Below are 25,152 nucleotides of genomic sequence, written 5' to 3'. Positions count from 1 at the left end.
AATAAACACAGGATAATTCAATGAAAGTCACTGTATTTGGTATCGGCTATGTCGGTCTGGTTCAGGCTGCGGTGTTGGCCGAAGTCGGACATGACGTTCTCTGTATTGATGTCGACGAAAAGAAAGTCGAGAACTTAAAGAAAGGCAATATTCCGATCTTTGAACCGGGCCTGACGCCACTCGTTATGTCCAATTACGAGTCGGGTCGCCTGAAGTTCAGCACGAATGCGGAAGAGGGCGTTAATCATGGCGTGATGCAGTTTATCGCCGTGGGTACGCCACCGGATGAAGACGGTTCTGCCGATCTGAAATATGTGACAGCTGTTGCGCGCACAATCGCGCAGCACATGAACGATCACAAAGTTGTTATCGACAAATCAACTGTACCCGTAGGTACAGCGGATCGCGTTCGTGCGGTGATGACTGAAACTTTGCAAAAGCGTGATGTGAACATCGCCTTTGACGTGGTTTCAAACCCGGAATTCCTCAAGGAAGGTGCAGCAGTTAATGACTGTATGCGTCCTGAGCGTATCGTTGTCGGTACCGATAATGATGAAGTGGTTGAGCTGCTACGCGAGCTGTATGAGCCGTTCAACCGTAATCATGATCGTATGATTTTGATGGATATCCGCAGTGCAGAGCTGACCAAATATGCGGCGAACTGCATGCTGGCAACCAAAATCAGCTTCATGAACGAGATCTCTAACCTGGCAGAACGTCTGGGAGCCGACGTTGAGAAGGTTCGCCAGGGTATCGGTTCAGATTCACGTATCGGTTATCACTTCATCTATCCAGGCTGCGGCTATGGCGGTTCTTGTTTCCCGAAAGACGTGCAGGCGCTGATTCGTACTGCTGAGTCAATTGGTTACACTCCGCGTCTGCTGCAGGCGGTAGAAGACGTTAACGATTCGCAGAAGAACAAGCTGCCAACCTTTATTAAGCGTCATTTTGGCGACGATCTGCGCGGCAAAACCTTTGCTTTGTGGGGATTGGCGTTCAAACCGAACACTGACGACATGCGTGAAGCCTCCAGCCGCGTGCTGATGGAAACACTGTGGGAAGCTGGTGCAACGGTTCAGGCGTTTGACCCAGAAGCGATGGACGAAGCGCAACGCGTTTATGGTCATCGTAACGATCTGAAGTTGATGGGCACCAAAGAAGCAGCGCTGCAGGGTGCGGATGGCTTAGTTATCTGTACTGAATGGCAAAACTTCCGTGCACCAGACTTTGACGTCATCAAAAGTGCGTTAAAAGAACCCGTGATTTTTGATGGTCGTAACCTGTATGATCCAGAGCGTATCAGCAAGCGCGGTTTCACGTACTATGCAATCGGCCGCGGAGCATCAATTAAAATCGTAGAATAATGAGGGATGTATGAAGTTTCTGGTCACCGGCGCGGCAGGTTTTATTGGATTTCACGTCAGTCAGCGCTTGCTGGCCGCTGGTCACCAGGTTGTCGGTATCGATAACCTGAATGACTATTATGATGTCAGCCTTAAACAGGCCCGTTTAGACCAGAACACACAACATTCTGATTTTATTTTCGTAAAAATGGACCTGGCGGATCGCCAGGCCATTTCTTCTTTATTCGCTGAGCATGCGTTTGAACGCGTTATTCATTTGGGCGCTCAGGCTGGCGTACGTTATTCGATCGAAAATCCCCATGCTTATGCCGAAGCAAATTTAATCGGTCATCTCAATATTCTTGAAGGCTGCCGCCATCATAAAATCGGCCACCTTTTGTATGCCTCATCCAGTTCAGTTTATGGCCTGAATCGCAAAATGCCTTTTTCAACGGACGATTCCGTTGACCATCCGGTTTCACTCTATGCGGCCACTAAAAAAGCTAACGAATTGATGTCGCATACCTATTCACATCTTTATCAATTGCCCACTACAGGATTACGCTTTTTCACCGTTTATGGTCCGTGGGGCCGTCCGGATATGGCGCTGTTCAAATTTACCCGCGCGATGTTAGCGGGTGAACAAATTGACGTTTATAACAACGGACAAATGACGCGTGACTTCACTTATATTGATGACATTGCAGAAGCGATCGTACGTTTGCAGGATGTAATTCCTCAGCCGGATGATAGCTGGACAGTTGAAGCAGCTTCACCTGCAAGTAGTTCGGCACCTTATCGCGTTTACAACATCGGTAATAGCCAGCCGACCAGCTTAATGACCTATATTGAGTCGCTGGAAAAAGCATTGGGCATTCAAGCGAAGAAAAATATGCTGCCGATGCAACCCGGCGACGTGCTGGGCACCAGCGCGGATACACAACCTTTGTATCAGGCGATCAATTTCCGTCCTCAAACTAGCGTTGAGCAAGGTGTGCAGCATTTTGTTGATTGGTATCGCCGCTTCTATCAACAATAATTAAGCATGAAAAAAGGAAGCCATTGGCTTCCTTTTTCTTACCTGGTCAAAGTGAATTAGTGGTGAACTAATTACAATTCTGAGCGCTGGAATGATTACATTAGGAAATCGTCCAGTTGTTTACCTTGTTCTTCAATTGCTTTTTTAATCACAGCAGGCGTGCGGCCCTGGCCAGTCCAGGTGCGGTTTTCACCGTTTTCATCAACGTAAGAATATTTAGCGGGGCGCGCAGCACGCTTGGCTTTACCCGGAACTTTTGTTTCAGATAATGCCTGCAATAGCTCATTTGGGTCGATACCATCGGCAATTAGCATCTCGCGATATTGTTCAAGCTTGCGTGTGCGCTCTGCATTTTCCGCTTGTGCATGAGTATCATCTTCACGACGCTCATTGACCACAACTTCGAGTTTTTCCAGCATCTCTTCCAATGTTTCCAGAGAGCATTCCCGAGCCTGTGCGCGCAATGTACGGATATTATTAAGAATTTTAAGTGCTTCGCTCATTGTCCTAATCTCAAAATATAATAAATGGAGGTTGTTCTGCCGACTCATAATAGTGGTGCGAAAAAATAACTGCAATAGCCGGATTTAAAAGCAAAACGTAAAAATAAAAAAGGAGTGTGATTTTATAACGCTATTCAGAATATATTTACTTATCTGGCAATCTTTTTTAACTGGCTTTGTAGGCTGAACGCTTAGCCCACGCTAATCCTGACGCTTCGGCTTTAATTAAAACGAATAAAATATCGGCTTAATCGCTACTTTGTCAAAACGTGCTCTCTTTTTTGGGCGCTGTGATATCCATCTTGATGGTGATGTTAATTTGAGCAAATGATAAAAATAATGCATCGCTACAGGTATACAGCTTTATGGTAAACTGCGGCGCAACAGATATAGGCTACGATGAGATTTTCTAATGGCTCAACTTTATTTTTATTACTCTGCGATGAATGCGGGTAAATCAACGGCTTTGCTGCAATCTTCTTATAATTATCACGAGCGCGGGATGCGATCGCTGGTTTATACCGCCGAGATCGATAACCGCTTTGGTGCAGGCAAAGTCAGTTCACGCATCGGTCTTTCGTCTCCTGCATTTTTATATAACGATGAGACGAAGCTTGATGAAGAAATAGCGGCAGAGCATGCGAAGCAACCCGTGCATTGTGTGTTGGTCGATGAAAGCCAGTTCCTGACGCGCGAGCAGGTGAAAGCGTTATCTGATGTTGTCGACAATCTGGATATTCCAGTGCTTTGCTATGGCTTGCGCACGGATTTCCGTGGAGAGCTGTTTGTGGGTAGCCAATATTTACTGGCATGGGCGGATAAGTTGGTTGAGCTTAAAACCATCTGTCATTGTGGCAGAAAAGCCAGCATGGTCCTTCGTCTCGATGCAAAGGGTAAGCCTTTTAGCGAAGGCGAGCAGGTAGTGATTGGTGGCAATGAGCGCTATATATCGGTTTGCCGTAAACACTATAAACAAGCGATTGATGAAGGTTCCCTTCAGGCGATTTACGGCTCACAATCGCCGCAGATTTAACTGCTCAGCAAGCCATAAAAAAACCCGCCGAAGCGGGTTTTTTGTTTAAAGCGCTTTACGCTTTCTTCATTTTCTTATCAACTTTTACTTCGGCTTTAACTTCTTCAGCTTTCTCATTCAGTGACTCAGAGAATTCACGGCCGTAGAAGGTATCCAGCATGATTTGTTTTAACTCAGCAATCAGCGGATAGCGTGGGTTCGCACCGGTACATTGGTCATCGAATGCATCCTCAGCCAGCTTGTCAACTTTCGCAAGGAAGTCCGCCTCTTGCACACCCGCTTCGCGGATAGAGGTTGGGATACCCAACTGCGTTTTCATCTCTTCAAGCCAGGCGAGCAGTTTTTCAATTTTCTGCGCGGTACGGTCGCCAGCAGCGGAAAGTCCCAGATGGTCGGCGATCTCAGCATAACGACGACGTGCTTGTGGACGATCGTACTGGCTGAAAGCCGTCTGCTTGGTCGGGTTGTCATTGGCGTTGTAGCGAATGACGTTTGAAATCAGCAGGGCGTTTGCCAGACCGTGAGGAATGTGGAACTCAGAACCCAGTTTATGCGCCATTGAGTGACATACACCCAGGAAGGCGTTAGCAAACGCAATCCCCGCGATAGTCGCCGCATTGTGAACACGTTCGCGAGCAACTGGATTTTTCGCGCCATCGCGATAGCTGGCAGGCAAATTCTCTTTCAGCAGTTTTAGTGCTTGCAAAGCCTGGCCGTCAGAATACTCGTTCGCTAATACGGAAACGTAGGCTTCAAGTGAGTGTGTTACCGCATCCAGACCACCGAAGGCGCAGAGTGAACGCGGCATATCCATCACCAGGTTGGCGTCAACAATCGCCATGTCTGGTGTCAGAGCATAATCCGCTAATGGGTATTTCTGGCCGGTTGCATCGTCCGTCACCACGGCAAATGGTGTGACTTCAGAACCGGTACCGGAAGTGGTCGTGATGGCAACCATGCGCGCTTTGACGCCCATTTTCGGGAACTTATAGATGCGTTTACGGATGTCCATAAAGCGCAGGGCCAGCTCTTCGAAATGCGTTTCAGGATGCTCGTACATCACCCACATGATTTTTGCTGCATCCATAGGTGAACCACCGCCAAGTGCGATAATCACATCAGGTTTAAAGCTATTCATCTGCTCTGCACCTTTACGGACGATGCTCAGCGTTGGGTCAGCTTCGACTTCAAAGAAGACTTCGGTTTCGATGCCGTGTGATTTCAGTACGCGAGTCACCTGGTCGGCATAGCCATTATTGAACAGGAAGCGGTCAGTAACGATAAAGGCGCGTTTTGCACCATCAGTTGCCACTTCTTCCAGAGCAATCGGCAGTGAGCCGCGACGGAAGTAAATAGACTTCGGAAGTTTATGCCACAACATATTCTCAGCTCGCTTGGCCACGGTTTTCTTGTTGATGAGATGTTTTGGTCCCACGTTTTCAGAAATGGAGTTACCGCCCCATGAACCACAGCCCAGCGTCAGTGACGGAGCCAGCTTGAAGTTGTACAGGTCACCGATACCGCCTTGTGACGCCGGCGTATTAATCAGAATACGCGCGGTCTTCATTTTGTCGCCGAAGTAGTGCACGCGTTCGATTTGGTTATCCTGGTCGGTATACAGGCATGAGGTGTGGCCGATACCGCCCATCGTTACCAGCTTCTCAGCTTTATCGACCGCGTCGTGGTAATCCTTCGCGCGGTACATCGCTAAAGTTGGAGAGAGTTTTTCATGTGCGAAAGGCTCAGACTCATCAACCAGTTTCACTTCACCAATCAGAATCTTGGTAGTTGCAGGCACGCTAATCCCCGCCAATTCGGCAATCTTCGTCGCTGGCTGGCCTACAATCGCCGCATTCAACGCGCCATTCTTTAGAATGATATCCTGAATGGCTTTCAGCTCCTTACCTTGCAGCAGGTAGCCACCGTGGCTGGCAAAACGCTCACGAACCGCGTCATAAGCCGAATCAACCACAATCACGGATTGTTCAGAAGCACAAATCACACCGTTATCGAAGGTTTTCGACATCAGGATAGACGCGACGGCGCGTTTGATATCCGCTGTTTCATCAATCACGACTGGCGTGTTACCTGCACCTACACCAATTGCCGGTTTACCGGAACTGTAGGCCGCCTTCACCATGCCCGGACCGCCGGTTGCAAGGATCAGGTTGATATCGGGGTGATGCATTAACTGATTAGAAAGCTCGACAGAAGGGGTATCGATCCAGCCGATGATATCTTTTGGCGCACCCGCCGCAATCGCTGCTTGCAGTACAATGTCAGCGGCTTTGTTGGTCGCATCTTTTGCACGTGGATGTGGAGAGAAGATAATGCCGTTACGGGTTTTCAAGCTAATCAGCGCTTTGAAAATAGCTGTAGAAGTTGGGTTGGTGGTTGGAACGATACCGCAGATCAGGCCAATCGGTTCAGCAATGGTAATAGTGCCGAAGGTGTCATCAGTGGCGAGGATACCGCAGGTTTTTTCGTCTTTGTAAGCGTTGTAGATGTATTCAGAAGCAAAGTGGTTCTTGATCACTTTATCTTCAACAATACCCATGCCTGATTCGGCAACAGCCAGTTTGGCGAGAGGAATTCGTGCGTCTGCCGCAGCAAGTGCGGCAGCGCGGAAGATGGCATCAACTTGTTCCTGACTGAAATTAGCATACTCACGCTGTGCCTTTTTTACACGCTCAACCAGTGCATTAAGTTCGGCAACATTAGTAACGGCCATAGTGCTCTCCTGAAGGAAGTTAAACTCTTTTAGTAAACAAGCCTGAATCCAGAAGTATAGTCACGCTATGCTTATATTTTGGTCAGGTTGGCGACTGTTTTGCCTTTGCTTACTAAAAGGGTTTCCTGGTCAAGATGCTTAAGCGTCAGGAAGTTGTTTCGACGGGGTAAGATTACCCCTGATGGGGTAGTTAAATTTTGATGCAGATCAATCCTGATCCAAGCTGACACCTTTCAGCACTAACTGTTGCAAGTAAAGTTAGCGTGATGTGCCACATATGCGGTACCCGCTGGCTTCATTGCGATAACCCAACGTTAACAGTAGTTGAAAGAACTGACTAGAAGCTTTGCCGGCAGCATAAATTTCTGTCGGCGCCTCTGGTTTTCCGCCCGGCTTATGCACTACATTAAGCGCGTTTTTCTACTCAGACCTTACCGGAGCCCACTTTGAACCCCGTGCTACTTGATCTATCCGGCTACATTAAGTTTTTTGTCGGTTTGTTTGCCCTGGTAAATCCGGTAGGTATCATCCCGGTCTTTATCAGCATGACCAGCTATCAGGCTGTGGTTGAGCGCAACAAAACCAACCTCACCGCGAACCTGGCCGTCGCCATTATCCTGTGGACGTCACTTTTCTTAGGTGATGGCATCCTGCATCTGTTTGGTATTTCGATAGATTCGTTCCGTATTGCCGGCGGGATTCTGGTCGTCACCATCGCGATGTCGATGATCAGCGGAAAACTGGGTGAGGATAAGCAGAACAAGCAGGAGAAGTCAGAGAGCGCCATTCGTGAAAGTATCGGCGTGGTACCGCTGGCGTTACCGTTGATGGCCGGTCCCGGCGCAATCAGTTCAACCATCGTCTGGAGTACGCGTTATCACAGCTGGCAGAACTTAATTGGCTTTAGTATCGCGATTGCGATTTTCGCGTTTTGCTGTTGGCTACTGTTTCGCGCAGCACCATTAATGGTGCGAGTACTTGGCCAAACCGGGATCAACGTTATCACTCGTATCATGGGATTGTTGTTAATGGCATTGGGCATAGAATTTATTGTCACCGGCATGAAATCAATCTTCCCCGGATTACTCAATTAATAGCCCTTAATTTTTAATCTTAACCAGCAACGCGATCCACAATGGTGCAACGTTAAACTTAATTGCACCATTTTGGTAATTTCATTCATCCTTCTTAACGCATTAACCTCCGCATCACTTTTACTACTAATCCTGGTAAAAGTATCCAGCAGTTCACATTAAACTGTGATAATTATCACAGATAAATACTCTGTATAATTCTTTCTTGTTAGCATTACGGGAAAGTCATTGGCGCGGTGATGAAATCATTATGTTGTTAAACGATGATTTCTCAGTTGTATTCGTAAAAACTATAACTTAATAACAATAATGAATAAACTTTATGCGATAACGTTATTATATTGATGTTAATCAGTGCCTTAATTGATATTTCATCCCAATAATTAACACTTTTCCTACTTGGCTGAACGTGATAAAAGAGAATCTGCTAACATTTTTGCAGTTTAGCTTTGGCGTGCGGGCATCGGTTCTGATAATTTTCGGCACATCACAAATTTTTTATCTGATAGCGACAAATGTGTACGCTTCTTGCTTACAGGCTATCAGGCTTATGATTAAGGTTGATATTTGTTGATGAAATGCATGGTAGCGAAAACGGCCGTACGTTCAGTGCTTGCCTTATGTCTCACAGGCGCAATGGCCTCAAGCCAGGCAGCACAAATTCCCGCAGGCACTGAATTATCCGAATTACAGCGAATCGTAATTAATAATGGCAGCGAAGTGGCAACGCTCGATCCGCAGAAAGGGGAAGGCGTGCCGGAATCCAATGTCATGCGTAATTTGCTGGAAGGTCTGGTTGAAACCGATAATAACGGTCAACTCGTCCCCGGTGTCGCTAAGCAATGGAAAAGCGAAGAGGGGCGCATCTGGACTTTCACGCTGCGTGACGATGCGCGCTGGAGTAACGGCCAGCCCGTTACCGCCCAGGATTTCGTCTACAGTTGGCAGCGCCTGGCCGATCCCAAAACGGCCTCGCCTTACGCCAGCTATTTACAGGCGGCCCATGTCGCCAACGTTGATGCCATCTTGTCTGGCAAAGCCGCGCCAGCTGAACTTGGCGTTAAAGCCCTCGACGATCGTCATCTACAAGTCACCCTTTCTGAACCCGTTCCCTATTTTGTTGCCATGCTGGCCCACAGCGCGATGAAACCGGTCTATCGGCCGGCGATAGAGCAGTGGGGCGAGCAGTGGACGCAGCCGCAACACTATGTTGGCAATGGCGCTTTTACGCTGTCGGACTGGGTGGTGAATGAAAAAATTGTGGTGAAACGCAATCCGCAGTATTGGGATAATGCACACACGGCGATTGAAGAAGGCGTGTTCTTACCGCTCTCTTCAGAGAACAGTGATATCAACCGCTATCGCAGCGGTGGCACGGATATGACCAACAGCGCGGTGCCGCCAGAGCTGTTTAAAAAGTTACAGCAGGATCTGGGCGATGAGGTCAAAATCAGTCCGCTGCTGTGCACCTTCTACTACGAAATCAACAACAAAAAAGCGCCGTTCGATGATGCCCGAGTACGCGCCGCCCTGAAGTTAACCCTTGATCGCGACATCATTGCGCAGAAGATCATGGGCCAGGGGCAAATTCCTGCGTACGGATTGACGCCGCCGTTTACCCACGGCATCACGCTTTCCCCACCGGCCTGGGCGCAACAAACGCAGTCCGAGCGTAATGCCAGCGCCAAACAGTTATTAGCAGATGCCGGCTTTAATCAACAAAACCCGCTGCGTTTTACGCTGCTGTACAACACCTCCGAACAGAACAAAAGACAGGCGATTGCTGCGGCCTCAATGTGGCAAAAAAATCTCGGTGCGGTGGTGACATTACAGAATCAGGAGTGGAAAACGCTGCTGGAGACGCGTCACCAGGCGCAGTACGACGTGGTACGCGCGACATGGTGCGCAGATTACAACGAGCCCTCAACCTTCCTGAATATGCTGTTGAGCGGTTCATCAATTAATACCGCGTTTTACCAAAGTCCGGCGTTTGACCAGTTAATGAAGCAAACATTAACCACTTCAGATGAAGCAAAGCGCGCCGCTCTTTATCAGCAAGCGGAAGCGCAACTCGATAAAGACTCGCCGATCGTACCTGTCTACTACCGCGTTAGCGTGCGGTTGGTCAAACCGTGGGTGGGCGGTTTTACCGGTAAGGATCCGCAGGACATGCTGGCGTTGAAATACTATTACATAAAGAAACATTGAGTAATGGGCCGATCCGGCGCTACAGTCGGGCGGCACTTTACCGTGGTAAACCCTGAAGGGTGATTAGGGTCTTCGTTCAGACACGCGAAGATCACCTGGAAACGGGGTACGCCGGGCGTTAAATCGACCCGGTAAAGATAATAAAACTGGAGCGTAATAATGAACAACATCACAAAAAAAAGCCTGATTGCAGCGGGCATATTAGCAGCAATCGGCGCGCTGGCAGGGAATGCCGCGCTGGCAGCAACAGTGCCAGCAGGCGTTGAATTGGCAGCAAAACAGGAACTGGTTCGCGGTAACGGCGATGAAGTACAGTCGCTGGATCCACACAAGATTGAAGGTGTTCCGGAAGACAACATTGCGCGTGACCTGTATGAGGGTTTGATCACCAGCGACAGCGATGGCAAACCAGTTCCGGGCGTGGCGGAAAGCTGGGAAAACAAAGATTTCAAAGTCTGGACTTTCCACCTGCGCAAGAACGCCAAATGGTCCAACGGTGAACCAGTCACCGCACAAGATTTCGTTTACAGCTGGCAGCGCCTGGTCGATCCGAAAACGGCATCGCCTTATGCCAGCTATCCGCAATACGGCCACATCGTCAATGTTGACGACATCATCGCCGGTAAAAAGCCGACATCCGAGCTGGGTGTAAAAGCCATCGACGATCACACGCTGGAAGTGACGCTGAGCGAGCCCGTACCTTACTTCTATAAGCTGCTGATCAACTCAGTAATGTCTCCGGTTTATAAACCTGCTATCGACAAATTCGGCGATCAGTGGACCCAACCGCAGAACTGGGTGGGTAACGGCGCATTCAAACTTGAATCACACGTGATCAACGAACGCGTAACGCTGGTGCGTAACACGCAGTATTGGGATAACGAGCATACCGTTCTGAACAAAGTTACCTTCCTGCCAATTAACTCCGAAGTCAGCGACGTTAACCGTTACTTCTCTGAGAACGGCAGCGATATCACTTACAACAACATGCCAATCGAGCTGTTCAAAAAACTGCAGCGTGATAACGGCAAAGAGTTGATGGTGAAGCCATATCTGTGCACCTATTACTACGAAATCAATAACCAGAAAGCACCATTCACCGATCCACGCGTCCGTACCGCGCTGAAACTCGGTCTGGATCGCGACATCATGGTGAACAAGGTTCTGGCACAAGGTCAGCAACCGGCTTACAGCTTCACCCCGCCAGCCACCGATGGCATGGAACTGCTGCCGCCGGATTGGTTCAAGTGGGATCAGAACAAGCGTAACGAAGAAGCGAAAAAGCTGCTGGCTGAAGCGGGTTACACTGCGGATAAACCGCTGACCTTCAACCTGCTGTACAACACCTCCGATCTGCATAAGAAACTGGCGATCGCCGCCTCTTCTATCTGGAAGAAAAACATCGGCGTCAACATCAAGCTGGAGAACCAGGAGTGGAAAACCTTCCTGGATACGCGTCATCAGGGCAACTTTGATGTCTCTCGCGCGGCATGGTGCGCAGATTACAACGAACCGACTTCATTCCTGAACATCATGCTGTCTGACAGCAGCAGTAACACCTCGCACTATAAGAGCGCTGACTTCGATAAAGTTATCCACGATGCGGTTAAAGCCACAGACGATAAAGCGCGCGTAGCGGATTATCAGAAAGCTGAGCAGATTCTGGATAAAGACAGCACCATCGTGCCGGTTTACTACTACGTCAATGCGCGTCTGGTGAAACCTTACGTGGGCGGTTACACCGGCAACGATCCGCTGGATAAAACCGTCGATAAAAACCTGTATATCATTAAACATTAATAGCACTCAGGCTATCGATAGTGGCGGTGCTGCGGCACCGCCTTTTTACTTTGTGAAGCAACAGCCTGGTAGGTACGGCAATGTTAAAATTCATCCTGCGTCGGCTCCTTGAAGCCATCCCGACGCTGTTTATCCTCATCACCATCTCATTCTTTATGATGCGACTGGCACCCGGCAGTCCATTTACCGGCGAACGTGTTCTGTCGCCGGAAGTGATGGCGAATATCGAAGCGAAGTACCATCTCAACGATCCGATTGGCAAACAGTACCTGAGCTATCTGGTGCAGTTGGCACATGGTGACTTTGGTCCCTCGTTTAAATACAAAGATTACTCGGTCAATTATCTGGTCGGCCACGCCTTCCCGGTATCAGCCAAACTCGGTCTTGCGGCATTCTTCCTCGCCGTGGTGCTAGGCGTAACGGCTGGCGTGATCGCCGCCCTGAAGCAGAACAGTTTGTGGGATTATGCCGTGATGGGGGTCGCGATGACCGGCGTGGTGATCCCCAGCTTTGTCGTAGCACCGTTACTGGTGCTGGTATTTGCGATTACCTTACGCTGGCTGCCAGGCGGCGGCTGGAACGGCGGCCAATGGAATTACATGTTGCTGCCGATGGTGGCGCTCTCGCTGGCCTATATCGCCAGCATCGCGCGTATTACCCGTGGTTCGATGATTGAAGTGATGCACTCAAACTTCATCCGCACGGCGCGCGCCAAAGGCCTGCCGTTGCGCCGTATCGTGCTGCGTCACGCGCTGAAGCCCGCTATGTTACCGGTGCTTTCCTATATGGGACCGGCGTTTGTCGGCATCATCACCGGTTCCATGGTGATTGAATCCATCTATGGTTTGCCGGGCATCGGCCAGTTGTTCGTCAACGGGGCATTGAACCGTGACTACTCGCTGGTGATGAGCCTGACCATTCTGGTTGGCGTGCTGACCATTCTGTTTAACGCGATCGTTGATGTGCTGTACGCCGTGATCGATCCGAAAATCCGTTACTGATTGTGGAGCTCGCCCATGATGTTAAGTAAGAAAAACAGCGAAGCTCTGGATGCCTTCAGTGAAAAACTGGAAGTCGAAGGGCGCAGCCTCTGGCAGGATGCGCGTCGCCGCTTTATTCACAACCGCGCCGCCTTTATAAGCCTGCTGGTGCTGCTGGTGATCACGCTGTTCGTGGTGTTCGCCCCGATGTTGTCGCAATTTAAATATGACGATACCGACTGGGCGATGATGTCTGCCGCGCCGGATACCGTTTCCGGTCACTGGTTTGGCACTGATTCGTCTGGCCGTGACCTGCTGGTGCGCGTTGCGATTGGTGGCCGTATCTCGCTGATGGTGGGCATTGCCTCCGCGCTGATCGCGGTGCTGGTGGGCACGCTGTATGGCTCACTGGCGGGTTATCTGGGCGGAAAAATCGACTCGGTGATGATGCGTATTCTGGAGATCCTCAACTCCTTCCCATTCATGTTCTTCGTCATCCTGCTGGTGACCTTCTTTGGTCGCAATATCCTGCTGATCTTTGTGGCGATCGGCATGGTGTCGTGGCTGGACATGGCGCGTATCGTGCGCGGGCAGACCCTGGGCCTGAAGCGCAAAGAGTTCATCGAAGCGGCTCAGGTCGGCGGTGTCAGCACCTTCAAAATCGTATTGCGCCACATTGTGCCGAACGTGTTGGGCGTGGTGGTGGTGTATGCCTCGCTGCTGGTGCCAAGCATGATTCTGTTCGAATCTTTCCTCAGCTTCCTTGGCCTCGGCACGCAGGAACCACTGAGCAGTTGGGGCGCGTTGCTGAGTGATGGCGCCAACTCGATGGAGGTGTCGCCGTGGTTGCTGATGTTCCCGGCCGGTTTCCTCGTGGTCACGCTGTTCTGTTTTAACTTTATCGGCGATGGCTTGCGTGATGCCCTCGACCCGAAAGATCGTTAAGGAGTTTCCCGATGACCATTCATGAATTTCAGCCAGCCATGGCTGCACGTGCGGGAAACAATAACCTGCTGCTGGATGTAAAAGATCTGCGCGTCACCTTCAGCACCCACGATGGCGATGTCACCGCTGTGAACGACCTCAACTTTTCACTGCATGCGGGTGAAACGCTGGGCATTGTTGGCGAATCCGGCTCGGGGAAATCGCAAACCGCGTTTGCCTTGATGGGGCTGCTGGCAAAAAATGGGCGCATTGGCGGATCAGCAAAATTCAACGGCGCAGAGATTCTCAACCTGCCAGAAAACAAGCTGAATAAACTGCGTGCTGAGCAGATTGCGATGATCTTCCAGGACCCGATGACGTCGCTGAATCCGTATATGCGCGTCGGCGAGCAGTTAATGGAAGTGCTGAAGCTGCATAAAGGCATGAACAGCGCCCAGGCGTTTGAAGAGTCGGTACGCATGCTGGACGCCGTGAAAATGCCGGAAGCGCGTAAGCGCATGAAGATGTTCCCACATGAATTCTCTGGCGGCATGCGCCAGCGTGTGATGATTGCGATGGCGCTGCTGTGTCGGCCGAAGCTGCTGATTGCCGATGAGCCGACCACAGCGCTTGACGTCACCGTGCAGGCGCAAATCATGACGCTGCTGAATGAGCTAAAGCGCGAATTCAATACCGCGATTGTGATGATTACCCACGACCTCGGCGTGGTAGCGGGTATTTGTGACAAAGTGCTGGTGATGTACGCCGGCCGTACCATGGAATATGGCCGTGCACGCGATGTGTTTTATCATCCAGCACATCCGTACTCGATTGGCTTGCTGAGTGCGGTGCCGCGACTGGACGCTGAAGAGGGCGAGTCGCTGACCACTATTCCAGGCAACCCACCAAACCTGCTGCGCCTGCCGCAAGGCTGTCCGTTCCAGCCTCGCTGCGCTTACGCCATGGACATTTGCGCCAAGGCACCGCCGCTGGAGCCTTTTGCTGAAGGGCGCTTGCGTGCCTGCTTCAAGCCGGTGGAGGAGTTAGTATGAGCACCGTAGTCGAAGAGAAAAAAGTCCTGCTGGAGATCGCCGACCTCAAGGTGCATTTCGAGATTAAGGATGGCAAACAGTGGTTCTGGCAGCCACCGCACACGCTCAAAGCGGTCGACGGCGTCAGCCTGCGTTTGTACGAAGGTGAAACGCTGGGTGTTGTCGGTGAATCAGGCTGCGGTAAATCGACGCTGGCCCGCGCCATCATCGGCCTGGTGAAAGCCACGGAAGGGCGCGTCGCCTGGTTAGGACGCGATTTGCTGGGGCAAAGTCAGGAGCAGTGGCGTCAGGCGCGCAGCGATATCCAGATGATCTTTCAGGATCCGCTGGCATCGCTTAATCCGCGCATGACCATTGGCGATATCATTGCCGAACCACTGCGCACCTATTACCCGAAGATGCCGCGTCAGGAAGTGAAGGATAAGGTCAAAAGCATGATGATGAAGGTTGGGTTGCTACCTAACCTCATTAACCGCTATCCGCATGAGTTCTCGGGCGGTCAGTGTCAGCGTATTGGCATTGCGCGTGCGCTGATTCTGGAGCCGAAGCTGATTATCTGTGATGAACCGGTATCGGCGCTCGACGTGTCGATTCAGGCGCAGGTCGTTAATCTGTTGCAGAAATTGCAGCGAGAAATGGGCTTGTCACTGATCTTTATCGCGCACGATTTGGCGGTGGTAAAACACATCTCCGATCGCGTGCTGGTGATGTATCTCGGTCATGCGGTTGAGCTGGGTACTTACGATGCGGTGTATAACAATCCGCAGCATCCTTACACCCGCGCGCTGATGTCCGCGGTGCCGATTCCCGATCCGGATCTGGAGAAGAACAAGGAAATCCAGCTGCTGGAAGGGGAGCTGCCATCACCGATCAATCCACCATCAGGTTGCGTGTTCCGCACGCGTTGCCCGATTGCCGGACCAGAGTGCGCGAAAACCCGGCCGCTGCTGGAAGGCAGTTTCCGACATGCGGTGTCTTGTCTGAAAGTTGATCCGCTGTAAATGAAAACGCCGGGCGATTGCCCGGCGTTTTTCGTTCTGTCTCTTACTCGCGCCACAAAATGTGGCAGAGTTTGTGATCTTTCTCGCGGCACAGCAGGACGCGTGCGAACACATCAGTGATCGGCTCGCCGTCGGCTTCACCCAATCCAATCACCACTTCTGCGAAGAAGTCTGGGTTGAGATCGAAATCAACATGTTCCTGCCAGTCTTCCGCAGGATCGAACAGTTCCGCGCCACCGCGCTCTTCAAACTGCAGATTGAACAGAATAATGTCAGCGGGATCGAGATTGTCGCCAGCCAGCTCAAGAAAAATATCGTAAGCCTGTTCCAGCGTTTCATCTTCAGTAAGGCGATTATTTAAATCCATGGTCATTCCTGCTTGCCCTGAGGCGGTAATATTTTCGCTCGTTTTACAGTAAAGGACTAAAGAAGTAAAACAGTCGTTCAACGATGCGTTGCCACCAGGCACGTTTAGCCCAGCGAGCGCCATCCAGTAAGCGTGAGCGGGCGATGTAATCGTCCTGCACGGTAGCGAGATCGCTGCCAAAGCCATCATCATCAACCACCAATGTGATCTCAAAATTAAGCCACAGGCTGCGCATATCCAGATTAACAGTGCCGACCAAACTCAGCTGCCCATCCACCAGCACACTTTTGGTATGCAACAGGCCATCTTCAAACTGGTAAATTTTTACGCCCGCTTCCAGCAACTCGGTAAAGAAGGCCCGGCTTGCCCAGCCTACCAGCAACGAATCATTGTGGCGCGGCACAATGATGCTCACCTCCACCCCGCGTAACGCCGCGGTACAGATGGCGTGCAGCAGGTCATCGCTCGGCACAAAGTAGGGTGTGGTCATGATCAGCTGCTCGCGCGCGGAGTAAACCGCCGTGAGCAATGCCTGATGGATCATATCTTCCGGGAAACCAGGGCCAGAAGCGATCACCTGAATGGTATGACCGCTCTCCTGTTCGAAGGGCATCACGTTGGCATCTGGCGCGGGCGGCAGAATGCGTTTCCCGGTTTCAATCTCCCAGTCGCAGGCATACACAATGCCCATGGTGGTTGCCACTGGACCTTCCATGCGCGCCATCAGATCAATCCACTGGCCCACGCCCGCTTCCTGCTTAAAGAAGCGTGGATCGACCAGGTTCATGCTGCCGGTATACGCGATGTAGTTATCGATCAGCACCACTTTGCGATGCTGACGTAAGTCCATGCGGCGCAGGAACACACGCAGCAGGCTTACCTGCAACGCTTCAACCACGTCGATGCCAGCGTTGCGCATCATATTGACCCACGGACTGCGGAAGAAGGTGACGCTGCCTGCTGAATCCAACATCAAGCGGCAATGCACACCGCGACGCGATGCGGCCATCAACGATTCCGCTACTTCATCAGCCAGCCCGCCGGGATGCCAGATATAGAACACCATCTCGATATTGTGACGTGCCAGTTGGATATCACGAATCAGCGCGTGCATCACATCGTCGGAGCTGGTCAGCAACTGCAGCTGATTACCTTTCACGCCAGCAATGCCCTGACGATGGCGGCACAAATCAAACAGGGAACGCGCCACGTCGCTGTGTTCGGTGGCAAAGATATGCCGACACTGTTTGAGGTCGTTGAGCCATTTGGCGGTAGAGGGCCACATGGTGCGTGCGCGTTCAGCACGCCGTTTACCTAAATGCAGCTCACCAAAGGAGAGATAGGCGATTATACCCACCAGCGGCAGAATGTAGATGATCAGCAGCCAGGCCATTGCAGAAGTGACTGCGCGGCGTTTCATCAGAATACGTAGCGTGACACCCGCAATCAGCAGCCAGTAACCGAACAGCAGCAACCAACTGATGAGGGTATAAAATGTGGTCATTAAGTGGACATCCTGTTCGCGCTTTGTTGTGCAAAGTTTACGTGCTGATCACAGGTAGTGAAACCTTTAATCGTGAATGACGTTTCGATGAAGCTTTCGATTTGGCATTTCCCAACAGATCTTTATAATGCCTGCCGAGTTTAGCCTGTCTGAGAGGATGTGATGAGACGCAGCAAAAATGAAGTGGCGCGCTGGAGAATGTTACGTCAGGTACACCGTCGTCGTTCTCGCTGGCTGGAAGGGCAGTCGCGTCGTTATAAACGCATCCACACCATTCGTCATCAGGTGGCGCAGCAGCATCGCCGCTCTATCCTGTTTATCTCGCAAATGGTCTGATGGGCTTACGCGGCCACTATGCGCCGCGTAGCACCCGAATGACATTGACCATCTCTACTGCCGCTGCCAGCACAATTAACATCACAATGTGCTGCCGAGCGTTGCGCCAGCCTTGCTGACGCCATAGCCAAAGTGCTCTGCCGATGAGAGCGAAAGCTATCACCAGCAGTAAAACTGACTGCCACATAGATTAGAAAACGCGTTTGAACGGTTTGACCGCGACTTTCTCATACACGCCTGCGGCAATGTAGGGATCGTCCTTGGCCCATGATTCCGCGACTTCCAGTGAAGAGAATTCGGCGATGATCACGGAACCGCTGAAACCGGCCGGGCCTGGATCGTTGCTGTCAACCGCTGGCAGCGGACCCGCAGCAATCAGACGACCTTCATCTTGCAACAGCTGTAAACGAGCAAGATGCGCGGGACGTACCGAGTTGCGTTTTTCCAGTGAATCAGCGGTATCTTCCGCATAAATGACGTAAAGCACGATGGGATACTCCCGTTAGACTTGCCGAAATTGCGTGACACGTTAAGTGATCGTTAATCAGAGTGCAAACGAAAGATAAATACGCTGTCATTCAGCGCAATCAGGGTTAAAAAAGGCCTTTCTGCAGCCACATTTACATCGCTTATTGAAACTGATTGCTATTTGCATTTAAAATCTGCGCTTCACTCAATGAACATGAATGATATGACCACGTTGACTACGCCTTTACCTACACGTACCCCCATTGCTGTAATTTTATCCGTGGTACTTCACGGTTCGTTGATCGCTGGCATTCTCTATGCATCGTTTCATCAGGTCATTGAAGTTCCAAAAGCGTCGCAGCCTATTAGCGTTTCGCTGGTGGCGCCTGAAGTGCAACCCGAACCTGCACCTGCCCAGGTTACGCCACCACCTCCCGAGCCTGAGCCGGAACCTGAAGTAGCGCCAGAGCCGCCGAAGGTTGAGCCGGTGCCGATTCCTAAACCGGAACCTAAGCCGAAGCCAAAACCTAAACCGAAGCCAAAGGTGGAAAAGAAGGTTGAGCCGAAACCGCGTCAGGAAGTGAAGCCGCAGGAAAATCCGGTGAAGCAGGACGCGCCAGCTACGCAGACGCGTCCAACTACCGCGCCGAAAGCCAATCCAACCGCAACGCCAAGCATCTCTGATGGCCCGAAAGCGATGAACGTCAGCAAACCAGCCTATCCAGCACGCGCTTTCGCGCTGCGCGTTGAGGGACGTGTACGCGTGCAGTTTGATGTTGATAGTGACGGTCGTGTCGATAACGTCCAGATTTTATCGGCTGAACCGCGCAACATGTTCGAACGCGAAGTGAAGCAGGCGATGAAGAAATGGCGTTATCAGCCGGGTCGTCCTGGCAAGAATCTGACCATGAATATCGTGTTCCGCATCAACGGCGGCGCCAATATCGAATAAGCATTCATGTTTGAGAGGCAAAAAGAAAGCGGTCAGATGACCGCTTTTTTAGTCTTAGAGATCGCTTAAATTGCTTCTGCCGGGCGGTAATGGGCGAGATTGCCCGGTATTGTCGACGGCAACGTAGACAAATACCGCTTCGGTTGCGCAGTAAGTCTGTCCAATGGGTTCCGACGACACTTTCTTGATCCACACTTCGACGTTAATGGTCATGGAACTGTTGCCGGTGCGGATGCAGCGTGCGTAGCAGCTCACCACATCGCCAACCGCTACAGGTTTAAGGAACGTCATTCCATCCACGCGCACGGTAACAACACGTCCTTCAGCAATCTCTTTCGCCTTGATTGCGCCGCCCATATCCATCTGCGACATCAACCAACCACCAAAGATATCACCGTTGGCATTGGTATCCGCTGGCATTGCCAGGGTACGCAACACCATCTCGCCTTGCGGCGACTTATGTTTTTCGTCCATTGCTCAGTTCTTCTGCAGGTGAAGAGAAGCCCGACGCTGTCGGGCGGAGTGGCATTATTTTTGTTCTTGTTGCGGCATCTGTCGCCAGATATACACGCCGCTTAACAGGGTAAAGAGTAGGGTCAGGCCGGTCAGACCGAACACTTTAAAGTTAACCCAAAATTCCTGCGATAACCAAAACGCAACATAAATATTCGCTAAGCCGCAGGCGAGAAAGAATATTGCCCAGGCAATGTTGAGATTGCGCCACACGCCTGACGGCAGTTGCAACTCTTTACCCAGCATGGTTTGGATCAGCGGTTGCTTCATAAACCACTGGCTGTAGAGCAGCGCGACGGCAAACAGCGAATAAATTACCGTAACTTTCCATTTGATGAATTCATCGTTATGGAACACCAGCGTCAGCGTGCCGAATACCGCAACCAGCACAAAAGTAAAAATGGTCATCTTTTCCAGCTTGCGGTAAAGCACCCAACTGACGACCAGCGCCAGACCGGTGGCAACAATCAGTGCGCCGGAGGCGACAAAAATGTCGTACAGCTTGTAGAAGATGAAGAAAACCACCAGGGGAAGAAAATCGAGTAACTGCTTCATAGCGTTTCCAATTAGGGCAGGAGCGTTCAGTTATGGCGCCCGGGTGAGCGCCACAACGATTAACGTAACAGCATATACAGCCGGTACAGATAAATGATCAGTACAGCGGAGACCAGATTACCCAGCGCGTTCAACACCACGGAGGCGATGTTGGCGGGCAGCACGGTCAGCGATGAAAAGAAGAACATCAGCACAATTTTGGCCAGCAGCCACAGCACAATGGCCGGTGCGATAACCTTAATATTCTTCCATGCGAGACGCATGCTGGCGCGCATCGCGCCAATCACGCCGAGTTTCTCATTGGCGAGAATCACTGGCGCCAGTGAAAACAGGATGGCCAGAATCACGCCCGGCACCATCAGCACCATAAAGCCCAGCTGTACCAGCAAGGTGATCAGGAAGGTCTGCAGCAGCAGCTTTGGCAGGATCGGCGCAGACGCACCAATAGCACGCAGTGCGCTCACGCGTTGTCCGCCCGACACCATTGGGATCAGGAACAGCATGCCACCCAGCAGCAGCGTATTACCAATCAATGCAGCAAACGTGCCTGCAGCGGAAGCGCGCAGCAAAATACGCTGCTGATCCGGAGACATATTTTGTACCAGCTCAAACAGCGATGATGCGCTGTCATCTGACTGGCTCAACAATGAGAGCTGGTCTTCACCTGGCGTTAACGCGTGGCCGACGATCACAGTAATGAACGAGGTCAGCAGCGCCAGCAGTAAAATAGTAACCAACTGATGGCGCAAAAAATTTCCTGTGTCACGGTATAACGAGCTTGCCGTGATAGACATGTAAACTCCTTGAAAGAACCGGATTAATTAACCCGGCGATTGTACATGTTCTACTGGCGTGCTGGCACCCGCATTGGGATAACTTTCTGTCATAACAGGTAAAGAAGGGTGAAAAAGCGCAGGAAGACCATAGCGAGCACGGGCGCGATCGCAGGCTTCGTTCAGTTCACCGTTCTCGCCGGACATTGAAAACTCCCGACAAGGTGACGGACGCTGCTGATAAATGCCGCAGGAGACGCAGCCGCCGACCTCTCCCTCTAGCGCAACACAGCGCGGTTGGTGTTGGTTGGTGCCGCGCATATTGCCCATAAACAGGCCTAACGGCTCAGTTAATTCAACGGGAACGGCACCGGCGCCATCATCGGCTTCGGCCCAGTAAAAAGAAACACGGAAATGCGCGCAGCATGCGCCACAGGTTACACAAGGGTTTAGTAAATCGCTCATCTGATCGCCCGCCACCTCTAAGGCATCGAACCAAAATCACACAGGGGAAAGGTAAAATAATCATGGCGGAAAATTTTCGCAAGCGGACTTTTATTACGCGGTGTAAGGCCCAAATTGATCTGAATCAATCCACTGTTTTTTAAGTGATTAATTTAGATTGATGCAGATGATCTTTTACCAAAAAAGGGGTAAATGTTGTGCCGCATTCAACATCGAGACCCATCTTTTTTGGCAAAGGAGTGATTATGAAACTGGCAAAATGCGCACTGCTGATGGCGCTGGCAATTCCGCAACTGGCTCTGGCTCATGAAGCCGGTGATTTTTTTATGCGCGCAGGTAGCGCCACCGTCCGTCCGACCGAAGGCTCTGACAATGTGCTGGGTATGGGCGGCTTTAACGTCAGCAACGATACGCAACTGGGTTTAACCTTTACCTATATGGCGACGGATAACATCGGCGTTGAGCTGCTGGCCGCCACACCTTTTCGTCATAAGGTTGGACTGGGCGCCACCGGAAATCTGGCCACCGTGCGCCAGCTGCCGCCAACCTTAATGGCGCAGTACTATTTCTTTGATAGCAAAAGCAAAGTCCGCCCGTATGTGGGCGTCGGTATTAACTACACCACCTTCTATGATGCCAAATTCAATCAGACTGGACAGGATGCCGGTTTAAGCGACCTGAGCGTAAAAGACTCGTGGGGCATGGCCGGACAAGTTGGTCTGGATTATCAAATCAACCGCGACTGGATGCTGAACGCATCGCTGTGGTACATGGATATTGATACCGAAGTGAAATTCAAAGCCGGTGGTGAGCAGCAAAACATCAACACGCGTATTGATCCGTGGGTGTTCTTCTTTGGTGCGGGATATCGATTCTAATCGGCAACCAGAAATGAAGCGGGCGACCAGAAGGTCGCCCGTTGTGTTATTTGATCTGCATATTGTTAACCACAGACTTCACGCCTGCCACGCTACGCGTTACGGCCACTGCGCGATTTGCCATCTGCGGTGAGCTGACAAAACCGCTCAGCTGAACTTTACCCTTGAAGGTTTCAACATTGATTTCGGTCGATTTCAGCGACTCGTCATTCAACAGCTGAGCCTTAACTTTGGTGGTTACTACGGTATCGTCGATGTAACCGCCAGTGCCTTCTTTGGTTGCTGTGGGTGCACACGCGCTAAGAGCCAGCGCCATTACCGCAGCCATCATAAATCCTGCAACGACTTTGAAAAAATTCATTGGTTATCTCCCTGTCTTAGATGATGTTTCGCCGCAATGGGGCGGCGCAGTTAATTGTGGTCTGGCGATGCGAAATCGGCAAATCGGCGGGTGCAAAAAAGTGAGAAATAGGGATTTTTTGCCACTTATTGATCCAATCCCAGTTTTAGCTGGGTATGAAAAGCTGAGAGTGGCCGAGAAAATGAGCAGGGGGGAGGTTTATGACGGTAAAAAGGCCTTATCCGCGCGGGAATAAGGCCTTGAAGGATTTTAGCGAGTGGCCGCTTTCAGGCTGCTCACAAAGGCTTTCAGCTCGCTGAGCAGCGTTGCCGGATCATTCTGGTTACGCTCAATGATTTTCACAATCGCCGAACCGGAAATGGCGCCCGCCGCACCCGCAGCAATCGCTTCTTTAACCTGGCCAGGCTCAGAGATACCAAAGCCCTGCAGCGGTGGCGCAGCGTTAAGCTCACGCAGTTTTTCGATCAGGTGATGCAGTGGCAGGCTGGCACGATTTTCTGAACCGGTGACGCCTGCGCGTGACAGCAGATAGGTATATCCGCGACCGTGCGCAGCAATCTCGCGCAGCAGTTCATCGTCGGCATTTGGCGGACAGATAAAGATCGGTGCCACATTGTGGCGCATCGCAGCCTGACGGAACGGCGCAGACTCTTCCAGCGGCACATCAGCAACCAGCACGGAATCGACGCCCACCGCTTCACACTGCGCATAAAAGTTGTCGATACCTTTGCTGAACACCAGATTGGCGTACATCAACAAGCCAATCGGCAGGTCGGGATATTTTTGGCGCACGGCGGCCAGAATTTCAAAACACTGCGCAACGGTGGTGCCGGAAGCAAAGGCACGCAGGGTCGCGCCCTGAATGGTTGGGCCATCGGCCAGTGGATCCGAGAACGGAATACCGAGCTCTAACGCGTCCGCACCGCCCTCCACCAAAGTATCGATAATTTTCAGCGACAGTTCAGGTGACGGATCGCCGAGGGTAACGAAGGGGACAAATGCGCCTTCTTTCTGCGCCGACAGACGTTGAAACAGCTGATTATAACGTTCCATCAGATCTCTCCCTTGGCTTTCAAAATATCGTGAACGGTGAAGATGTCTTTATCGCCGCGTCCGGAAAGATTAACTACCAGCAGCTGCTCTTTTTCCGGATTCTCGCGGATCATTTTCAGCGCATGTGCCAGCGCGTGTGAGGATTCGAGTGCAGGAATAATCCCTTCAGCACGGCACAGCTCTTTGAAGGCGCTGAGCGCTTCATCATCGGTGATCGACACATATTCCGCGCGGCCAATACTGTTCAGATGCGCATGTTGAGGTCCCACCGATGGGAAGTCCAGACCTGCAGAGATGGAGTAGGATTCTTCAATCTGCCCCTCTTCGGTCTGCATCATCGGCGCTTTCATGCCGAAGTAGATCCCGACGCGACCATGTTTGAGCGGCGCACCGTGTTCACCGGTTTCGATTCCGTGACCCGCCGGCTCTACGCCGATCAGACCAACGCTTTCTTCTTCGATGAAGTCAGCGAACATGCCGATAGCGTTCGAACCACCGCCCACGCAGGCTAACACTGCATCGGGCAAACGACCTTCGCGCTCCAGAATCTGGGCTTTGGTCTCTTCGCCAATCATGCGCTGGAATTCACGGACGATAGTCGGGAACGGGTGCGGGCCTGCGGCGGTGCCGAGCATGTAGTGCGCGGTTTCATAGCTGCCAGACCAGTCGCGCAGCGCCTCGTTACAGGCATCTTTCAGCGTGGCTGAACCGCTATGCACTGGAATCACTTCCGCGCCCATCAAACGCATACGGAATACGTTTGGTGACTGACGTTCAACATCTTTCGCGCCCATATAGATGCGGCACTTCATACCCAGCAGGGCACAGGCTAACGCTGATGCGACACCATGCTGACCGGCGCCGGTTTCTGCGATGATCTCGTTTTTACCCATACGCTTAGCCAACAGCGCCTGACCCAGCACCTGATTGGTTTTGTGCGCGCCACCGTGCAGCAAATCTTCACGCTTCAAATAGAGGCGGGTTTTGGTGCCTTTGGTCAGGTTGCTGCACAGCGTCAAAGCCGTTGGGCGTCCAGCGTAGTTTTTCAGCAGGTCAGTAAACTCGGCCTGAAACTCGGGATCGCGCTGCGCTTCAACAAACGCATTTTCCAGCTGGCGCAAGGCTGGCATCAGGATTTGCGGCACATATTGGCCGCCAAACTCGCCAAAATAGGGATTCAATAACGTGGTCATTTTTTCATCTTCCTTATTCGGCCCGC

26 protein-coding genes are annotated in these 25,152 nt (G+C 51.4%); 14 read left to right on the top strand and 12 right to left on the bottom strand.

Translation table 11 applies throughout. The features are described 5' to 3' along the window. The first annotated feature begins 20 nt into the window (after positions 1–20). Both FHW71_RS00980 and FHW71_RS00975 read left to right on the top strand, forming a co-directional pair. The gene (locus FHW71_RS00980) at positions 21–1,364 is read left to right on the top strand and encodes a UDP-glucose/GDP-mannose dehydrogenase family protein (RefSeq protein ID WP_008106593.1); all 1,344 of its coding nucleotides are present in this window, start codon (positions 21–23) and stop codon (positions 1,362–1,364) included. 10 nt (positions 1,365–1,374) lie between these two features. Continuing rightward, entirely contained in the window at positions 1,375–2,382 is a 1,008-nt protein-coding gene (locus FHW71_RS00975; protein WP_179450675.1) for an NAD-dependent epimerase, read from the top strand. A 95-nt stretch (positions 2,383–2,477) separates the two neighbouring features. Here FHW71_RS00975 and hns read toward each other — a convergent pair whose 3' ends face one another. After that, complete coding sequence (gene hns, locus FHW71_RS00970) at positions 2,478–2,885, bottom strand: histone-like nucleoid-structuring protein H-NS (protein ID WP_179450677.1); 408 nt, start codon at positions 2,883–2,885, stop codon at positions 2,478–2,480. Positions 2,886–3,297: 412 nt separating this feature from the next. Here hns and tdk point away from each other — a divergent pair, with 412 nt between their 5' ends. Then, on the top strand, positions 3,298–3,918 hold the full coding sequence (gene tdk / locus FHW71_RS00965) for a thymidine kinase (protein WP_061718768.1): 621 nt from the start codon (positions 3,298–3,300) through the stop codon (positions 3,916–3,918). 55 nt (positions 3,919–3,973) lie between these two features. On the opposite strand, the gene adhE is transcribed toward tdk, so the two are convergent. Next, positions 3,974–6,649 carry a bifunctional acetaldehyde-CoA/alcohol dehydrogenase gene (adhE, locus tag FHW71_RS00960; protein ID WP_179450679.1) on the bottom strand — a complete coding sequence of 892 codons (2,676 nt, stop codon included), beginning with the start codon at positions 6,647–6,649 and terminating at the stop codon, positions 3,974–3,976. A 446-nt stretch (positions 6,650–7,095) separates the two neighbouring features. Between adhE and FHW71_RS00955 the strand changes: the two genes are divergently transcribed. From FHW71_RS00955 to oppF, 7 genes are all read left to right on the top strand, one after another. Next, a complete protein-coding gene (locus FHW71_RS00955) occupies positions 7,096–7,743 on the top strand; it encodes a YchE family NAAT transporter (protein WP_008106584.1) in 648 nt (215 codons plus the stop codon). Between the two features lie 636 nt (positions 7,744–8,379). Then, a complete protein-coding gene (locus FHW71_RS00950) occupies positions 8,380–9,951 on the top strand; it encodes an ABC transporter substrate-binding protein (protein ID WP_286176071.1) in 1,572 nt (523 codons plus the stop codon). 159 nt (positions 9,952–10,110) lie between these two features. Beyond that, the gene (gene oppA, locus FHW71_RS00945; protein WP_179450683.1) at positions 10,111–11,751 is read left to right on the top strand and encodes an oligopeptide ABC transporter substrate-binding protein OppA; all 1,641 of its coding nucleotides are present in this window, start codon (positions 10,111–10,113) and stop codon (positions 11,749–11,751) included. 80 nt (positions 11,752–11,831) lie between these two features. Next, entirely contained in the window at positions 11,832–12,752 is a 921-nt protein-coding gene (gene oppB, locus FHW71_RS00940) for an oligopeptide ABC transporter permease OppB (protein WP_007892378.1), read from the top strand. A 15-nt stretch (positions 12,753–12,767) separates the two neighbouring features. Beyond that, positions 12,768–13,676 (top strand): oligopeptide ABC transporter permease OppC, encoded by a 909-nt coding sequence (gene oppC, locus FHW71_RS00935; protein ID WP_008106577.1) that lies wholly within the window; start codon positions 12,768–12,770, stop codon positions 13,674–13,676. A gap of 11 nt (positions 13,677–13,687) precedes the next feature. Continuing rightward, positions 13,688–14,707: an ABC transporter ATP-binding protein gene (locus FHW71_RS00930; RefSeq protein WP_061718771.1), complete on the top strand. Its 1,020-nt coding sequence runs from the start codon at positions 13,688–13,690 to the stop codon at positions 14,705–14,707. Next, complete coding sequence (oppF, locus tag FHW71_RS00925; RefSeq protein ID WP_154156320.1) at positions 14,704–15,708, top strand: murein tripeptide/oligopeptide ABC transporter ATP binding protein OppF; 1,005 nt, start codon at positions 14,704–14,706, stop codon at positions 15,706–15,708. Before FHW71_RS00930 ends, oppF begins: the two co-directional genes overlap by 4 nt. Positions 15,709–15,751: 43 nt before the next feature. Here oppF and FHW71_RS00920 read toward each other — a convergent pair whose 3' ends face one another. Further along, positions 15,752–16,081: an HI1450 family dsDNA-mimic protein gene (locus FHW71_RS00920; RefSeq protein WP_196761379.1), complete on the bottom strand. Its 330-nt coding sequence runs from the start codon at positions 16,079–16,081 to the stop codon at positions 15,752–15,754. Between the two features lie 37 nt (positions 16,082–16,118). Continuing rightward, positions 16,119–17,579 (bottom strand): cardiolipin synthase, encoded by a 1,461-nt coding sequence (gene cls, locus FHW71_RS00915; protein ID WP_008106571.1) that lies wholly within the window; start codon positions 17,577–17,579, stop codon positions 16,119–16,121. A gap of 162 nt (positions 17,580–17,741) precedes the next feature. Here cls and FHW71_RS00910 point away from each other — a divergent pair, with 162 nt between their 5' ends. Then, the gene (locus tag FHW71_RS00910) at positions 17,742–17,915 is read left to right on the top strand and encodes a YciY family protein (protein WP_007892390.1); all 174 of its coding nucleotides are present in this window, start codon (positions 17,742–17,744) and stop codon (positions 17,913–17,915) included. Between the two features lie 190 nt (positions 17,916–18,105). Here FHW71_RS00910 and FHW71_RS00905 read toward each other — a convergent pair whose 3' ends face one another. Continuing rightward, on the bottom strand, positions 18,106–18,402 hold the full coding sequence (locus FHW71_RS00905) for a YciI family protein (RefSeq protein ID WP_008106569.1): 297 nt from the start codon (positions 18,400–18,402) through the stop codon (positions 18,106–18,108). Positions 18,403–18,606: 204 nt separating this feature from the next. On the opposite strand from FHW71_RS00905, the gene tonB reads away from it, so the two are divergent. After that, entirely contained in the window at positions 18,607–19,335 is a 729-nt protein-coding gene (tonB, locus tag FHW71_RS00900) for a TonB system transport protein TonB (protein ID WP_179450685.1), read from the top strand. Between the two features lie 54 nt (positions 19,336–19,389). Here tonB and yciA read toward each other — a convergent pair whose 3' ends face one another. The 4 genes from yciA to FHW71_RS00880 are packed head-to-tail and all read right to left on the bottom strand — an operon-like array spanning position 19,390 to position 21,641. After that, the gene (gene yciA / locus FHW71_RS00895; protein ID WP_007892397.1) at positions 19,390–19,809 is read right to left on the bottom strand and encodes an acyl-CoA thioester hydrolase YciA; all 420 of its coding nucleotides are present in this window, start codon (positions 19,807–19,809) and stop codon (positions 19,390–19,392) included. Positions 19,810–19,863: 54 nt separating this feature from the next. Continuing rightward, positions 19,864–20,403 (bottom strand): septation protein A, encoded by a 540-nt coding sequence (locus FHW71_RS00890; protein WP_008106564.1) that lies wholly within the window; start codon positions 20,401–20,403, stop codon positions 19,864–19,866. Positions 20,404–20,462: 59 nt separating this feature from the next. Continuing rightward, positions 20,463–21,197: a YciC family protein gene (locus tag FHW71_RS00885; protein ID WP_008106561.1), complete on the bottom strand. Its 735-nt coding sequence runs from the start codon at positions 21,195–21,197 to the stop codon at positions 20,463–20,465. Between the two features lie 27 nt (positions 21,198–21,224). Beyond that, positions 21,225–21,641: a YkgJ family cysteine cluster protein gene (locus tag FHW71_RS00880; RefSeq protein WP_179450687.1), complete on the bottom strand. Its 417-nt coding sequence runs from the start codon at positions 21,639–21,641 to the stop codon at positions 21,225–21,227. Between the two features lie 245 nt (positions 21,642–21,886). Between FHW71_RS00880 and ompW the strand changes: the two genes are divergently transcribed. After that, positions 21,887–22,519, top strand: coding sequence for an outer membrane protein OmpW (gene ompW / locus FHW71_RS00875; protein ID WP_008106557.1), 633 nt, complete (start codon positions 21,887–21,889; stop codon positions 22,517–22,519). Positions 22,520–22,565: 46 nt separating this feature from the next. On the opposite strand, the gene FHW71_RS00870 is transcribed toward ompW, so the two are convergent. Then, positions 22,566–22,880, bottom strand: coding sequence for a BON domain-containing protein (locus FHW71_RS00870; RefSeq protein WP_008106555.1), 315 nt, complete (start codon positions 22,878–22,880; stop codon positions 22,566–22,568). On the opposite strand from FHW71_RS00870, the gene FHW71_RS00865 reads away from it, so the two are divergent. Further along, the gene (locus FHW71_RS00865; RefSeq protein WP_179450689.1) at positions 22,867–23,115 is read left to right on the top strand and encodes a hypothetical protein; all 249 of its coding nucleotides are present in this window, start codon (positions 22,867–22,869) and stop codon (positions 23,113–23,115) included. The two genes, FHW71_RS00870 and FHW71_RS00865, sit on opposite strands and share 14 nt — an antisense overlap. A 14-nt stretch (positions 23,116–23,129) precedes the next feature. Here FHW71_RS00865 and trpA read toward each other — a convergent pair whose 3' ends face one another. Both trpA and trpB read right to left on the bottom strand, forming a co-directional pair. Further along, positions 23,130–23,933, bottom strand: coding sequence for a tryptophan synthase subunit alpha (gene trpA, locus FHW71_RS00860; protein ID WP_179450691.1), 804 nt, complete (start codon positions 23,931–23,933; stop codon positions 23,130–23,132). After that, positions 23,933–25,126 (bottom strand): tryptophan synthase subunit beta, encoded by a 1,194-nt coding sequence (trpB, locus tag FHW71_RS00855; protein WP_007892408.1) that lies wholly within the window; start codon positions 25,124–25,126, stop codon positions 23,933–23,935. Before trpB ends, trpA begins: the two co-directional genes overlap by 1 nt. Positions 25,127–25,152 lie beyond the last annotated feature (26 nt).

This window comes from Enterobacter sp. Sphag1F, assembly GCF_014193275.1.
Classification (GTDB): domain Bacteria; phylum Pseudomonadota; class Gammaproteobacteria; order Enterobacterales; family Enterobacteriaceae; genus Pantoea; species Pantoea symbiotica.
The sequence above is the reverse complement of the archived record's forward strand: the minus strand, read 5'-3'. Positions and strand labels throughout refer to the sequence as shown.

What these genes read in the sequence shown, in the direction of transcription:
- FHW71_RS00950 (WP_286176071.1), top strand. Translation starts at nt 8,380, where the DNA reads ATGGCCTCAAGCCAGGCAGCACAAATTCCCGCAGGCACTGAATTATCC.
- hns (WP_179450677.1), bottom strand. Translation starts at nt 2,885, where the DNA reads ATGAGCGAAGCACTTAAAATTCTTAATAATATCCGTACATTGCGCGCA.
- FHW71_RS00980 (WP_008106593.1), top strand. Translation starts at nt 21, where the DNA reads ATGAAAGTCACTGTATTTGGTATCGGCTATGTCGGTCTGGTTCAGGCT.
- oppC (WP_008106577.1), top strand. Translation starts at nt 12,768, where the DNA reads ATGATGTTAAGTAAGAAAAACAGCGAAGCTCTGGATGCCTTCAGTGAA.
- oppA (WP_179450683.1), top strand. Translation starts at nt 10,111, where the DNA reads ATGAACAACATCACAAAAAAAAGCCTGATTGCAGCGGGCATATTAGCA.
- tdk (WP_061718768.1), top strand. Translation starts at nt 3,298, where the DNA reads ATGGCTCAACTTTATTTTTATTACTCTGCGATGAATGCGGGTAAATCA.
- FHW71_RS00885 (WP_008106561.1), bottom strand. Translation starts at nt 21,197, where the DNA reads ATGTCTATCACGGCAAGCTCGTTATACCGTGACACAGGAAATTTTTTG.
- FHW71_RS00870 (WP_008106555.1), bottom strand. Translation starts at nt 22,880, where the DNA reads ATGAATTTTTTCAAAGTCGTTGCAGGATTTATGATGGCTGCGGTAATG.
- FHW71_RS00880 (WP_179450687.1), bottom strand. Translation starts at nt 21,641, where the DNA reads ATGAGCGATTTACTAAACCCTTGTGTAACCTGTGGCGCATGCTGCGCG.
- FHW71_RS00890 (WP_008106564.1), bottom strand. Translation starts at nt 20,403, where the DNA reads ATGAAGCAGTTACTCGATTTTCTTCCCCTGGTGGTTTTCTTCATCTTC.
- cls (WP_008106571.1), bottom strand. Translation starts at nt 17,579, where the DNA reads ATGACCACATTTTATACCCTCATCAGTTGGTTGCTGCTGTTCGGTTAC.
- oppF (WP_154156320.1), top strand. Translation starts at nt 14,704, where the DNA reads ATGAGCACCGTAGTCGAAGAGAAAAAAGTCCTGCTGGAGATCGCCGAC.
- yciA (WP_007892397.1), bottom strand. Translation starts at nt 19,809, where the DNA reads ATGGACGAAAAACATAAGTCGCCGCAAGGCGAGATGGTGTTGCGTACC.
- trpA (WP_179450691.1), bottom strand. Translation starts at nt 23,933, where the DNA reads ATGGAACGTTATAATCAGCTGTTTCAACGTCTGTCGGCGCAGAAAGAA.
- oppB (WP_007892378.1), top strand. Translation starts at nt 11,832, where the DNA reads ATGTTAAAATTCATCCTGCGTCGGCTCCTTGAAGCCATCCCGACGCTG.
- FHW71_RS00930 (WP_061718771.1), top strand. Translation starts at nt 13,688, where the DNA reads ATGACCATTCATGAATTTCAGCCAGCCATGGCTGCACGTGCGGGAAAC.
- adhE (WP_179450679.1), bottom strand. Translation starts at nt 6,649, where the DNA reads ATGGCCGTTACTAATGTTGCCGAACTTAATGCACTGGTTGAGCGTGTA.
- FHW71_RS00920 (WP_196761379.1), bottom strand. Translation starts at nt 16,081, where the DNA reads ATGACCATGGATTTAAATAATCGCCTTACTGAAGATGAAACGCTGGAA.
- FHW71_RS00910 (WP_007892390.1), top strand. Translation starts at nt 17,742, where the DNA reads ATGAGACGCAGCAAAAATGAAGTGGCGCGCTGGAGAATGTTACGTCAG.
- tonB (WP_179450685.1), top strand. Translation starts at nt 18,607, where the DNA reads ATGACCACGTTGACTACGCCTTTACCTACACGTACCCCCATTGCTGTA.
- ompW (WP_008106557.1), top strand. Translation starts at nt 21,887, where the DNA reads ATGAAACTGGCAAAATGCGCACTGCTGATGGCGCTGGCAATTCCGCAA.
- FHW71_RS00975 (WP_179450675.1), top strand. Translation starts at nt 1,375, where the DNA reads ATGAAGTTTCTGGTCACCGGCGCGGCAGGTTTTATTGGATTTCACGTC.
- trpB (WP_007892408.1), bottom strand. Translation starts at nt 25,126, where the DNA reads ATGACCACGTTATTGAATCCCTATTTTGGCGAGTTTGGCGGCCAATAT.